The organism is Bradyrhizobium sp. Rc2d (assembly GCF_900099855.1).
In the GTDB taxonomy this organism is placed as follows: Bacteria; Pseudomonadota; Alphaproteobacteria; order Rhizobiales; family Xanthobacteraceae; genus Bradyrhizobium.
The window spans coordinates 18,415-30,493 of sequence record NZ_FNCU01000029.1 but is presented as its reverse complement, the minus strand read 5'-3'; the positions used below and the strand labels follow the sequence as shown (position 1 = coordinate 30,493).

Sequence of the window (12,079 nt, the reverse complement as noted above, 5' to 3'; positions counted from 1 at the left end):
ACTTATCGGCTGATGGATCAGCCGACGATCTCGTTGCCCGAGAAAAACTGCGCGATCTCGATTACAGCCGTCTCCGGCGCATCCGAGCCGTGCACCGAATTCTCGCCGATCGACTTGGCGTAGAGCTTGCGGATGGTGCCCTCGGCAGCCTTGGCCGGATCGGTCGCACCCATCACCTCGCGGTACTTGGCGATCGCGCCCTCGCCTTCCAGCACCTGCACCACGACCGGACCCGAGGTCATGAAGTCGACGAGCTCGCCGAAGAACGGCCGCGCCTTGTGGACGGCATAGAAGGTCTCGGCCTGGTCCTTGGTCATGCGGATGCGCTTCTGCGCGACGATGCGCAGGCCCGCCTTCTCGATCACGGCGTTGACCGCGCCGGTCAGGTTACGCTCGGTCGCGTCGGGCTTGATGATCGAGAAAGTGCGTTCGATGGCCATAAATCTTGTCCTTGGAAGGAATGCGGTGGTTCGGGAGTTGCGGGGCTTATATCGGCGCCTTTGCCGGACGGCAAGCGACCGCCGAGGCGGCCGCATGGGCGCTTCGCCGCAGGCGTCGTAACCCGCGATTTCAGCTGATTACAACGATTTCACCCAGATGAACCGATCCTGAAATCCCCGTCGGGGTTCGGTTCAGCTTCGCGGGCGTAAGGTCGGGCCCATCGAAACCCAAGCCTGATTGTGAGGCAGACCGTTTCGGCGGCCTTTCCATCGACGCGACAGGCCCGCGCCGGCAGTTTTGAGGAGATCACCATGTTGAGGAAACTTTCGCTTGCCGCCGTTGCCGCGGTCGCGCTCGGTGCCGCGCTGGCGCCGACCTCCGCCTCCGCTCACTGGCATGGCGGCTGGCACGGCGGAGGCTGGCACGGAGGCGGCTGGCACCACGGCTGGGGCGGACCGCGCTTCTATGTCGGCGGCCCCGTCTCCTACGGTTATGGCGGCTGCTATGTGCGCCGGCTGGTCCCGACCCCCTGGGGACCCCGCTGGCGGCTGATCAACCGCTGCTACTGAGCCCGACAGCACCTTCCAAAGCACCTTCCTGACAAAAGGGGTCCTATGCCCCCAAGGCACCCCTTCAGGAGAGGCCCCGGCGTTCCGCCCGCCGGGGCCTCTTATTTGGGCGGACATGGGGCGATTCATACAACTTTGACGAGACTTTCGGACATTCCCCGCGAGCAGCGAAACCATTTTGGGGGCAATGACTTGGTACCGTGTCTTTACTTTAAGAGCATGGAACCTCGCGATGGCTGGGCCTTTTGCCAATGACAGCGTACAGATCGACCGGCGCACCAGCCGCTCAATTTGCGATGCCGTGGGCGAACGGCTTCAGCAGAGTCTGCGCCCCGATCCTCACCTCCCGACGCACCTCGAGCAGCTGCTCAACGAATTGAAGCAGCGCGAGCGCGAATCGCACTGACCGGCGCATGATCCGGAAGCGGTTTTCCGAAAGGATCATGCGCAAGCGATAACCACGGAAAAACGGGTTGCGTTCGACGCGCCTTGCGGTGACAAGGCCGCATGCTCTCCATCACCGATCTCTCCATCCGCCTCGCCGGACGCCTTCTGATTGACCAGAGTTCCGTGCAGATCACGCCCGGCTCGCGCGTTGGCCTGGTCGGACGCAACGGCACCGGCAAGTCGACGCTGTTCAAGGTGATCCGCGGCGAGCTTGCGGCCGAGCACGGCTCGGTGACGCTGCCGCCGCGCTGGCGCGTCGGCAGTCTCGCGCAAGAGGCCCCGAACGGCCCCGAAAGCCTGATCTCCGTCGTGCTCAAGGCCGACCTCGAACGCGACGCGTTGCTCGCCGAGGCCGAGCACGCGACCGATCCGCACCGGATCGCCGAGATCCAGACCCGCCTCGTCGACATCGACGCGCATTCGGCGCCGAGCCGTGCGGCCGCGATCCTCTCCGGCCTCGGCTTCTCCGCCGCCGATCAGCTCCGCCCCTGCGCCGAATTCTCCGGCGGCTGGCGCATGCGCGTCGCGCTCGCCGCGACGCTGTTCGCAGCTCCCGACCTGTTGCTGCTCGACGAGCCCACCAACTATCTCGATCTCGAAGGCACGCTGTGGCTTGAGGATCACCTTGCGCATTATCCGCGCACGGTGATCGTGATCAGCCATGATCGCGACCTCCTGGAAAGCTCGGTCGACCAGATCCTGCATCTGGAGCGCGGCAAGCTCACGCTCTACAAGGGCACCTATTCCTCCTTCGAGGAGCAGCGCGCCGCGCGCGAATTGCTCGATGCCAAGCAGGTCAAGCGCCAGGAGGCCGAACGCGCGCGGCTGCAGGCCTTCGTCGATCGCTTCAAGGCCAAGGCCTCCAAGGCGCGCCAGGCGCAATCCCGCGTCAAGATGCTGGAGCGGCTGAAGCCGATCACCGCGCTGGTCACCGAGGACGTGCGCGAGATCAGCTTTCCGGCGCCGGAGAAGATCCTGTCGCCGCCGATCATCGCCGTCGACAACGCTTCGGTCGGCTACGATCCGGCAACGCCTGTGCTGAGCCGCGTCACCCTGCGCATCGACAATGACGACCGCATCGCGCTACTCGGCGCCAACGGCAACGGCAAGTCGACGCTGGTCAAGCTGCTGGCCGGACGCCTCGCATCGTTCTCCGGCAAGGTGACCCGCGCGGACAAGCTGTCGATCGCCTATTTCGCCCAGCACCAGCTCGACGAGCTCAACGAGGACGCCTCCGCCTACGATCACGTGCGCAAGCTGATGGGCGATGCGCCCGAAGCCAAGGTGCGGGCCCGCGCCGGCGCGATCGGTTTCTCCGGCAAGGCCGCCGACACCAAAGCCGGAAAACTGTCGGGCGGCGAGAAGGCGCGGCTGCTATTGGGCCTTGCGACCTTCTTCGGCCCCAACATGATCATTTTGGACGAGCCGACCAACCATCTCGACATCGACAGCCGTGCCGCGCTTGCCGAGGCGATCAACGAATTTCCCGGCGCGGTGATCATGGTCTCGCATGACCGCTACCTGATCGAGGCCTGCGCCGAACGGCTCTGGATCGTCGCCGACCGCACCGTGACCAATTACGACGGCGACCTCGACGAGTACCGCCGTCTGGTGCTGTCCGCGCGCAATGCCGAAGCGCCGCGCGAGCGCAGCGCCGCGAGTGAGAAGCCACAACGCCCGAAGTCGGACAATCGCGGCTCGCTGAAGAAGCGCATCGCGGAAGCCGAAGCCGAGATCGCCCGCGTCGGCGAGATCATCGCGAAGATCGACACCGCCCTCGCCCTGCCCGACATCTTCAGCCGCGATCCCAAGCAGGCCGCGCAATTGTCGAAGGCGCGCGCCAATGCGGCGGACGCACTGGCGCGGGCGGAGGAACAGTGGCTCGAGGCGAGCGCGCAGTTCGACGAGGCGGCGGGTTGACCCTCCTGACGCGATTGGCTGCATCAAAACCGGCAAAACAACCCCATGCACAGTACCGGTATTCACGTACCTTGCTCTGAGCGTTTGAATCAAATGTCCTTTTGTGAGGCCGATTGGCAGGACCAGCGCCTCCGGGAAAGCGGCACTCAGAGGTCTCGCCGGGCAGCGAGCCACCCCAGCACCATGAGCGTGAGATAGACCGGCGAGCGATCCTGAAGACCGCTGCCGAGACGCCTCGCCGTCGTTACGCCAAGAAGGCATTGAGCTGCTCGAGGAGCAACTCAGGTGCTTCTTCCGGCAGATAATGGCCGCAAGGCAGGCTTCCGCCTCGCACGTCCTTGGCCTTGGCGCGCCATGTGTCGAGGACGTCGTAGCTCGACCCGACAACTCCCTTGCCGCCCCACAGCACGAGCAGCGGGCAACCAATTCTCTTGTCGGAATCCGCCTCATCGTGGATCAGGTCGATGCCGGCAGCGGCGCGATAATCCTCGCAGACGGCATGCAGCGTCTCGCGGGTGTAGCACCGGCGATACTCTTCGAGTGCAACCGGGTCGATGGCGCCCGGCGTCTTGTTCTGCTTGTTGATATGGGTCTGCAGATAGAATTCGAGATTGTTGCCGATCAAGGTTTCCGGAAGCGGCGCCGGCTGAATCAGAAAGAACCACCACATATATCGCGTAGCGAACTCCTTGTTCGCCTTGGCGTACATCGTCGCGGTTGGCGCGATGTCGAGCAGGACCGCCCTGGAGACGGTGTCCGGATGATCGAGCATCAGACGATGCAGAACGCGCCCGCCGCGATCGTGGCCGACAGCCTGGAAGCGGTCAAAACCGAGCGCGCGCATCACTTCGACCTGATCCCGCGCCATCTCCCGCTTGGAATATGCGATACTGTCCTTGCCGCCGTCGGGCTTGCTCGAGTCGCCGTAGCCGCGCAGATCGGTCAGCACCACGGTAAAGCGCTCCGCGAGCTTGGGGGCGATCTTGTGCCAGCACGCCAATGTCTGCGGGTGTCCGTGCAGCAACAGCAGCGGCGCGCCCTCGCCCTTCACGAGCGCGTTGATCTCGGCCCCGCTGGTCTTGAGGCGCTTCTGTCGAAACCCCGGTAGCAACTTTTGCAGCGCGCTGGTCGTCACGGCATTATTCTCCTGAGCGAAAGCACCCGGCGCCAATATGGCCGAACCGAGGGCACCGGTTGTCAACGCGATCGACATCAGATGGCGGCGCGTCAACCCGGTCTCTGATCGATCGGAGCATGATTCAATCTGTTCGAATTCGAGCATTGAGATCTCCCCTGGAACATTCGTCCTGCGCGAAGGCCGCGGCCCGTATCAGGACAGCGACTTCATCAAGAGTGTCGCGATCACGATCATGATCGCGCCGCCGACGCGGGTGGCGATCTGGGCGAACGCCATCAGGCCCATGCGATCCGCGGCGCCAAGAATAGCGACGTCGCCGGTGCCCCCGAGGCCCGAGTGGCAGGCGGTGACGATCGCCGCCTCCACCGGATACATGTTCAGCCACTTGCCGACGAAGAAACCTGACAGGATCATCGCCAGCACCGTGGTCGTGCAGATCATGATGTAGCCTGGATTGAAGGAGGCAACGAGCTGCTGCCATGAGACCAGCAATGTCCCCATCGCCACCAGGATCGCGAAAGTAAGGTTGGTCGACATGAACTTGTTGATCTGATAGGCGCCGAGCTCCATCTCGGCCGGTAGTAACCTGGTCAGCTTCAATGCCACTGCGGCGATGATCATCATGATCGGCCCGGGGATGCCGGTGAGCGGCGCCAAAATCATGCCGAGCACGAATAAGCCGCACGACAGCACTATGCCGGCACCGAGCAGTCCGAGATCGATCGGCTGGTCCGGCCGCGCTTCGCCGAGAATGTCGTCGTCTCCGGTCTTGACCAGCATCCCTCTGCCATTGAGATCGGCCCGCATCTCGCCAAGGCGCGCCAGCAGGCCCGCGCTGACGATCGCGACGACGTTGCCGAGCAGCGCAGCCGGCACCATCTGCGCCACAAGCTCGGCTTGCGACCGATGCAACATCTCGGAATAAGCGATGGACAGCGGCAGGACACCTTCCGCAAGACCGCCGCCGACGATGGGGATGATGACAAAGAAGAACGTGTCCTTCGGGCTGTGGCCGAACAGAAGCCCGACGGCGATGCCGGCGGTGACGGCCGCGATCGTGCCGATCAGGAGCGGAACGAACATCCGAATGAAGCCCTGAACCAGGACCCGATAGGGCATGCCGAGGATCGAGCCTGCGACGAGGCAGGCGATGAAGAAATACTGAAAGTTGGCGGTTCGGAACGTGGTCGTGATCGCCTTCAAGGCGGCTTCTGGCATCAGGCCGTAGCTCACCAGAGCCGACGGCACGAATAGACACAGGATCGCGGTGCCGCCGATCTGCTTCAGCACCGGAATGGTCTGACCGAGCTTGCCCAGCAGGAAGCCGAGCAGCATCAGGACCGAAAGGCCGCCGATCACGTCGTTCGGCAGCTTGCCGGAATAGACGGCGGCGGCGCAGACGAGTGCGGCCGCGACGTAGATGCCGATCGGCAACGGCCCGACCTTGAGACGGGCCAGATGTGTTGCAGCAACGGCGCCAGGCGCTTCGGCCGGGCGATATGTTGTGTCTACCAAAGCTTCCTCCGCTGTTTGTCGTTTTGTCGTTGGGGCGCGGATTCGAGCCGCGCAAGGTCGTGCAGGTCAGACGATCCAGGGGTTCTCCGCCCGATGCCGCGCCTCGAAGGCGCGTATGTCGTCGGCGAAGACGAGCGTGGAGGCGATGAAATCGCGGCCGGTCAGGAAGGCCTCTTTCCTGTCCGGCTCGATGTCGAACCCGATCGAGCGGCGACCGCGATCGAACCGGATCGATTGCGCAGCAAGGTCGATCGTGACGTCATTGCGCGAGCTGTCGGCCACCACGCGGGCGAGCTCCGCCACCACATCGGCATCGAGCGAGATCGTCAGCAGACCGTTGTTGGCGCAATTGTCGTTGAAGATGCCGGCGAAGCTGGTGCCGATCAGCGCGCGAATGCCGAGCTGCTGCAGTCCCCAGACCGCGTGCTCGCGGCTCGACCCGCAGCCGAAATTCGGGCCGACGACGAGAAAGTTGGCGTCGCGATAGCCTTCCCGATTGAGGATGAAGTCAGCATTGGGCTTACCGCCGCTGAAGCGCAGCAGGTTGAAGGCGCCCTCGCCCAAGCCGCTGCGGTCCACGCCCTTGAGGAACATTTTTGGCATGATGACGTCGGTGTCGACATTGGGCGCCATCATGGGCGCAGCCACGCCCGTGACCTGACCGAACGGAATCATTGACGTGCTCCTGCCAAGAGAGAACGCACATCCGTGATGCGTCCGGTGACGGCTGCCGCCGCCACCATGGCCGGGCTCATCAGGTGCGTGCGCGCGCCCGGTCCCTGGCGGCCTTCGAAGTTGCGGTTGGTCGAGGACGCGCACCGCTCGCCGGGCTTGAGCACATCGTCGTTCATCGCAAGGCACATCGAGCAGCCGGACTGCCGGAATTCGACGCCAGCCTCGGTGAACATCTTTGCGAGGCCCTCCGCCTCGGCCTGGGCCCTGACCTGGGTCGAGCCCGGCACCACGATCGCACGCACGCCATCGGCGACCCGGCGGCCGCGAAAGATCTCGGCCGCATCGCGCAGATCCTCGATCCGCGCGTTCGTGCAGGACCCGATGAAAGCGAAGTCGATCGGAACGGATTGAATGGGCAGGCCGGGCCTGAGGCCCATATAGTCCAGGGCGCGCCTCGCGGCCGCCTGGCGCTCGGGCGCAGCCTGCTGTCCAGGATCGGGAATGGTCTCAGTGACGGCGATCGCCTGGTCGGGACTGGTGCCCCAGGTCACGACCGGCGAGACTTCGGAAACCTCGAGCGCGATCTCGCGATCGAACCGAGCGTCGGGATCCGAAGCCAGGATCAGCCAGCTCCTGGCCGCCCGCTCCCACATCTCGCCCTTCGGCGCGCGAGGACGTCCCTTCAGATAATCCAGCACCTTTTGATCCGGCGCGATCACGACGCCGCGCGCACCCGCCTCGACGATCATGATCGAGATCACGATCCTGCCCTCGACGCTCATGTTGGAGACGACGGGACCGCTGAACTCCACGGCATATCCGGTCGCACCATCGGCACCGATCCGCCGGATCACCTCCATTACAATGTCCTTGGGCGTCACGCCGAGCGGCGCCTCGCCCGTCAGGTGGATGCGCATCGTCTTGAGGCGGCGATAGCGTACGGTCGACGTCGCGAGATAGTGCTCGATGTCGGATGTTCCGATGCCGTAGCCGAGGGCACCGAACGCGCCATAGGCGGTGCTGTGACTGTCGCCGGCCGCGATCACCATGCCTGGCATGACGAGCCCCTGCTCCGGAGCAACAACATGCTCGATGCCCTGCCGGGGGTCGAGGATATCAAAATATTCGATGCCGAAATCCCTGGCGTTCTCGGCGAAGTAATCGACCTGCCGCGCCGCGCCTCGGTCCGGCATCGCTCGGGTGCGCTGAGCCGCGGTCGGGTTGACGTGGTCGACGACCATCAGCGCGGCCTTCGGATTCCGGACCTTGCGCCCAGCCGCGCGCAGCCCGGCGAAGGCTTGCGGACTGGTATATTCGTTGAGCACGGTGCGGTCGACATAGAGCAGCACGAGACCGGCATCGTCGAGATTGCGGACGACATGGGCGTCGACCAGCTTGTCGTATAGCGTGCGCGCAGCCATCGCGCCTTCTCCTACAGAAGTCTTGCTGCACCGTGCCGCCCATGACACTGGAAATCCAATGTCGTGTTCTGATATCGTTATGCAAATTATGCATAAGCAATGTCTTGAACATCAGGAGGCCGTGCGATGGAGATCAACTGGCTGCACGATTTCATCGCGGTGGCGACCACACGCAGCTTCTCGCGCGCCGCGGAGCAGCGGAATTGCTCGCAGCCTGCGCTGAGCCGCAGGATTCAGGCGCTGGAAGTGTGGACCGGGGCGCCGCTGCTGGACCGCACGACGCACAGCGTCAATCTCACGGCGGCCGGCGAAGGCTTTCGCGAGACGGCCGAGGACGTTCTGCGCCGGCTTGCCGCCGGCCGGCTCGACGCCCAGGAACGGGCTCGCGGCGCCTCCGACGTGCTGAAGTTCGCCTCGACCAACGCGCTGTCGCTGACTTTCTTTCCCGATTGGCTGCGCGGGATCGAGACCAAGCTGGCGTTCGTTCCGAACGTGCAGCTGGTCGCCAACCACATGGAGGCCTGTGAGCGGATATTGCTCGCGGGCGATGCGCACTTCCTGCTCTGTCATTACCACCCGGCAGCGACCACGGCGCTGGCGCCGTCGCATTTCCGCTCGCTGCATGTCGGGGACGACAGGCTGATTCCGGCATCGGTGCCGGTTTCAAGTCGAAGCCGTAAGCCCCGCTTCAAGCTCCCGGGAACGAAAGCCGCGCCGGTCCCGTTCCTGAGCTTCCGTCCTGAATCTGGCATGGGACGAATTCTCGAAGCCGTGCGCGCGACGTCGCCGTTGGACGCGCATCTGCGCACAACCTTTACCTCTCATCTCGCAAAGCTGCTGGTGACGATGGTCCAGGCCGGCCGCGGCATGGCCTGGCTGCCGGAAAGCTTGATCAGCGATCAGCTCGCCTCGGGCGAGATCGTCGCAGCAGGTGGGCCGCAATGGTACGTGCCGATCGAGATCCACGTGTTCCGGCCGAAGCTTCGTCTGGCGCAGGCCGCGGAGGCGTTTTGGCAGCATATCGCGAAGAGCGGCCGTCAGATCTAAAGGAGCTGCGTCTTGAGACGGAAAACCGCTTCACACCTTTCCGGATCATGCTCCAATGCACTCTCGTGTCTCGGACGCGCGGCTGCACTCTTTGCACTGCTGCGCAGAGCCGGGACCGAGCGTGCCACGAGTCTGGGCCCCGGCTCAGCAGCGCATCACTATGGTGCTGCGCGGTGTCCGGGGCACGCGACCTCAACGGCAAGCGTTACGCTTACGCCGACTTCTTCTTCGCCTTCGGCTTGGTGGCTTTCGGCACCGGCTGCGGCTCCGGATTGCCCTCGATCGAGGACAAGCGTCCGGCCGTGAACGTATAGATGCCGGCGCGGGGACCGGTCGTCCAGGTCACGACGGCGACGCGGCGGCCGATGGCGTCGTTGGAGAGGTTGACGGACGAAGGCGCACCGATGCCGCGCACCACGTCGCATTCGGTGTGGCCGAGCGCGACCGTGCCGCCCATCGGCGCCGGCGACGTCGTCGATGCATTGGCATCGGCCGGCCCGGGAGGCGGCGCCATGCCGGGACAGGCGCCGTCGGCGCTGACGAGATCCTCGGCTCCGACCGGTTTGTCAGGCGTGAGTGGCGGCGACTCGATCGAGATATTCTTGATGAAGAGACGGCCGGGCTTCTGGAACCATTCTGCGTCCTTCGACAGCAGATCGCTCGCGCCCGAGCAGCCCGCAACCAGCGGTGCTACGGCGGCCAACGCAATCATGAGCGAGCCGGGAAGCTTTTGATGTCGCACGATAAACTCATTCCCCGCGTGAAGGACCAGCCCTAAACGATTGTCCCAACATCCCTTTGCGGCACGAAGGTGGCCGAAGCCAGCATCGTTCGAAAAGTGCAAATTATCATTAATTGCGAACGGCGCTAATTCCGCTTCTGCCACCGGCCCCGCTCGTCGGCCTGCCAATAGGTGACATCAAATCCCCGCGCCTTGCAATCCGTCCAGGCGCTGCGCGCGAGCGCAAGCGCGTCCGGGTCGTCGCCGTTGAACAAGAGCACCATGCGTTCATAGCCCTCCGCGTCCTGCGGCAGCGCAGCGTTGTCGACCAGGAAGCGGACATTGGCGCCGTTCGGATTGTCCGCCTCGACCGCCAGCACGATCGGCTGGTCGACGGCATCGTTCACGCGCCATGTCGCGTGCGGCAGGAACGAATCGTCGCGATAGGTCCACAAATGCGCGTCCAGCGCATCGGCGCGCTCTTCCGAGGTCGACTGCACCACGACGCGCCAGCCGCGCTCGAGCGATTTCTCGAGAAGCGGCGGCAACACGTTCTCCACCGTCATGTTTTGCAGATGGTAGAACAGCACTTCGGTCATTTGCGCTCGTAATGATCTGCCACCAGGCGATCCAGGAGACGGACGCCATAGCCGCTTCCCCAGCTCTGGTTGATGTCGGACTTTGGCGCGCCCATGGCGGTGCCGGCGATGTCGAGATGCGCCCAGGGCGTGCCGTCGACGAAGCGCTGGAGGAACTGCGCCGCGGTGATCGAGCCGCCGTGACGGCCGCCGGTGTTCTTCATGTCGGCGAACTGGGAATCGATCAGCTTGTCGTATTCGGGACCGAGCGGCATGCGCCAGACCTTTTCACCGCTCTCGATGCCGGCCGCGATCAGCCGGTCGGCGAGCTCGTCATTGTTGGAGAACATGCCGGCATGCTCGGTGCCGAGCGCGACCATGATGGCGCCGGTCAGCGTCGCCAGGTCCACCATGAATTTCGGCTTCACCTTCTTCGCCACGTACCAGAGCACGTCGGCGAGCACGAGGCGGCCCTCGGCGTCGGTGTTGATGATCTCGATGGTCTGGCCCGACATCGAGGTGACGATGTCGCCCGGCCGCTGCGCATTGCCGTCGGGCATGTTCTCGACGAGGCCGATAGCGCCGACCACGTTGACTTTGGCTTTACGCGCCGCCAGCGCATGCATCAGTCCGACGACGCACGCAGCTCCCCCCATATCGCCCTTCATGTCCTCCATGCTGCCGGCCGGCTTGATCGAAATGCCGCCGGTGTCGAAGCAGACGCCCTTGCCGACGAAGGCGACGGGCGCCTCGCCTTTCTTGGCCCCGTCCCAGCGCATGATCACGGTGCGGCTCGGCCGCATCGAGCCCTGGCCGACGCCGAGCAGCGCGCCCATGCCGAGCTTCTGCATCGCCTTGACGTCGAGCACCTCGACCTTGACGCCGAGCTTGCGGAGTTGGCCGGCGCGGCGCGCGAATTCCTCAGGGAAAAGCACGTTCGGCGGCTCGTTGACGAGGTCGCGCGCGATAACTACGCCGTCGACGACGTGGCCGGCGGCGGCGAACGCCTTTTTCGCAGCGGTGACATCGCCGACCGCAAGCGAGACATCGGCACGCGAACCGCCCTCCTCGCCGTCCTTCTTCTTGGTCTTGTAGCGGTCGAACTTGTAGGCGCGCAGCCGTAGGCCCGCGGCGACCGCGACCGCCTGCTCGCTCGTCATGGCGCCGTCGGGCAGTTCCGCCATCATGGTCATGGCGGCGGTCCCGGACGGAAGCTTGCTCGCTGCCACGCCGCCGAATTTGAGGAAATCGTTCGCCTTCAGGCTGGCCGACTTGCCGGCGCCAATCACGATCAGGCGAGTGGCCTTCACCCCCTCCGGCGCCAGGATGTCCAGTGCGGCCCCGCTTTTGCCCTTAAAGGCGGTGGCGGAGGCCGCCCGCTTCACCAGGTCCGCGGCGCCGCCGAGCGCCTTGGCCGTTGCCGGGCCGAGCTTCAGACCGTCGTCGCAGAACACGACCAGGATGCCACGGGGCGCGGCAGACAACGGGACAAAGCCGACCTTGATGGCATCGGACATGGGTAACTTCTCCAAAACATGAGGCTTTTCGCCGCCCGGCGATCCCGGCCGCGGGCCGGAGCTGAACTGCGATTCACTGAGGTTTCCGTA

Annotated in this window: 12 protein-coding genes; 4 read left to right on the top strand and 8 right to left on the bottom strand. The window is 64.6% G+C overall.

All coding sequences use genetic code 11. The features are described 5' to 3' along the window. Positions 1-17: 17 nt before the first annotated feature. Positions 18-440 carry a nucleoside-diphosphate kinase gene (gene ndk, locus BLV07_RS29215; protein ID WP_091892870.1) on the bottom strand — a complete coding sequence of 141 codons (423 nt, stop codon included), beginning with the start codon at positions 438-440 and terminating at the stop codon, positions 18-20. Positions 441-752: 312 nt separating this feature from the next. Between ndk and BLV07_RS29210 the strand changes: the two genes are divergently transcribed. The 3 genes from BLV07_RS29210 to BLV07_RS29205 all read left to right on the top strand — a co-directional run bounded on the left by BLV07_RS29210 (position 753) and on the right by BLV07_RS29205 (position 3,377). Beyond that, entirely contained in the window at positions 753-1,010 is a 258-nt protein-coding gene (locus tag BLV07_RS29210; RefSeq protein ID WP_091893003.1) for a sulfur globule protein precursor, read from the top strand. Between the two features lie 232 nt (positions 1,011-1,242). Then, on the top strand, positions 1,243-1,416 hold the full coding sequence (locus BLV07_RS47840) for a hypothetical protein (protein ID WP_176945832.1): 174 nt from the start codon (positions 1,243-1,245) through the stop codon (positions 1,414-1,416). Between the two features lie 101 nt (positions 1,417-1,517). Next, positions 1,518-3,377, top strand: coding sequence for an ABC-F family ATP-binding cassette domain-containing protein (locus tag BLV07_RS29205; RefSeq protein ID WP_091892868.1), 1,860 nt, complete (start codon positions 1,518-1,520; stop codon positions 3,375-3,377). A gap of 244 nt (positions 3,378-3,621) precedes the next feature. On the opposite strand, the gene BLV07_RS29200 is transcribed toward BLV07_RS29205, so the two are convergent. From BLV07_RS29200 to leuC, 4 genes are all read right to left on the bottom strand, one after another. Beyond that, a complete protein-coding gene (locus BLV07_RS29200) occupies positions 3,622-4,512 on the bottom strand; it encodes an alpha/beta fold hydrolase (protein WP_244551240.1) in 891 nt (296 codons plus the stop codon). 195 nt (positions 4,513-4,707) lie between these two features. Beyond that, positions 4,708-6,030: a 2-hydroxycarboxylate transporter family protein gene (locus BLV07_RS29195; RefSeq protein WP_176945831.1), complete on the bottom strand. Its 1,323-nt coding sequence runs from the start codon at positions 6,028-6,030 to the stop codon at positions 4,708-4,710. A gap of 66 nt (positions 6,031-6,096) precedes the next feature. After that, on the bottom strand, positions 6,097-6,705 hold the full coding sequence (leuD, locus tag BLV07_RS29190) for a 3-isopropylmalate dehydratase small subunit (RefSeq protein ID WP_091892866.1): 609 nt from the start codon (positions 6,703-6,705) through the stop codon (positions 6,097-6,099). Then, positions 6,702-8,126: a 3-isopropylmalate dehydratase large subunit gene (leuC, locus tag BLV07_RS29185; protein ID WP_091892864.1), complete on the bottom strand. Its 1,425-nt coding sequence runs from the start codon at positions 8,124-8,126 to the stop codon at positions 6,702-6,704. Before leuC ends, leuD begins: the two co-directional genes overlap by 4 nt. A gap of 126 nt (positions 8,127-8,252) precedes the next feature. Between leuC and BLV07_RS29180 the strand changes: the two genes are divergently transcribed. Next, entirely contained in the window at positions 8,253-9,173 is a 921-nt protein-coding gene (locus tag BLV07_RS29180) for a LysR family transcriptional regulator (protein WP_091892862.1), read from the top strand. A 211-nt stretch (positions 9,174-9,384) separates the two neighbouring features. Here BLV07_RS29180 and BLV07_RS29175 read toward each other — a convergent pair whose 3' ends face one another. The 3 genes from BLV07_RS29175 to BLV07_RS29165 all read right to left on the bottom strand — a co-directional run bounded on the left by BLV07_RS29175 (position 9,385) and on the right by BLV07_RS29165 (position 11,989). Further along, positions 9,385-9,876 (bottom strand): hypothetical protein, encoded by a 492-nt coding sequence (locus tag BLV07_RS29175; RefSeq protein ID WP_176945839.1) that lies wholly within the window; start codon positions 9,874-9,876, stop codon positions 9,385-9,387. A gap of 164 nt (positions 9,877-10,040) precedes the next feature. Next, a complete protein-coding gene (locus BLV07_RS29170; protein ID WP_091892858.1) occupies positions 10,041-10,493 on the bottom strand; it encodes a DNA polymerase III subunit chi in 453 nt (150 codons plus the stop codon). Beyond that, positions 10,490-11,989: a leucyl aminopeptidase gene (locus BLV07_RS29165; protein WP_091892855.1), complete on the bottom strand. Its 1,500-nt coding sequence runs from the start codon at positions 11,987-11,989 to the stop codon at positions 10,490-10,492. The genes BLV07_RS29170 and BLV07_RS29165 overlap by 4 nt, the downstream gene beginning before the upstream one ends. Between the last annotated feature and the right edge of the window lie 90 nt (positions 11,990-12,079).

Bases quoted from the DNA above. Each gene is read 5' to 3' on its own strand.
- ndk (WP_091892870.1), bottom strand. From the start codon at position 440: ATGGCCATCGAACGCACTTTCTCGATCATCAAGCCCGACGCGACCGAG.
- BLV07_RS29210 (WP_091893003.1), top strand. From the start codon at position 753: ATGTTGAGGAAACTTTCGCTTGCCGCCGTTGCCGCGGTCGCGCTCGGT.
- BLV07_RS47840 (WP_176945832.1), top strand. From the start codon at position 1,243: ATGGCTGGGCCTTTTGCCAATGACAGCGTACAGATCGACCGGCGCACC.
- BLV07_RS29205 (WP_091892868.1), top strand. From the start codon at position 1,518: ATGCTCTCCATCACCGATCTCTCCATCCGCCTCGCCGGACGCCTTCTG.
- leuD (WP_091892866.1), bottom strand. From the start codon at position 6,705: ATGATTCCGTTCGGTCAGGTCACGGGCGTGGCTGCGCCCATGATGGCG.
- leuC (WP_091892864.1), bottom strand. From the start codon at position 8,126: ATGGCTGCGCGCACGCTATACGACAAGCTGGTCGACGCCCATGTCGTC.
- BLV07_RS29180 (WP_091892862.1), top strand. From the start codon at position 8,253: ATGGAGATCAACTGGCTGCACGATTTCATCGCGGTGGCGACCACACGC.
- BLV07_RS29170 (WP_091892858.1), bottom strand. From the start codon at position 10,493: ATGACCGAAGTGCTGTTCTACCATCTGCAAAACATGACGGTGGAGAAC.
- BLV07_RS29165 (WP_091892855.1), bottom strand. From the start codon at position 11,989: ATGTCCGATGCCATCAAGGTCGGCTTTGTCCCGTTGTCTGCCGCGCCC.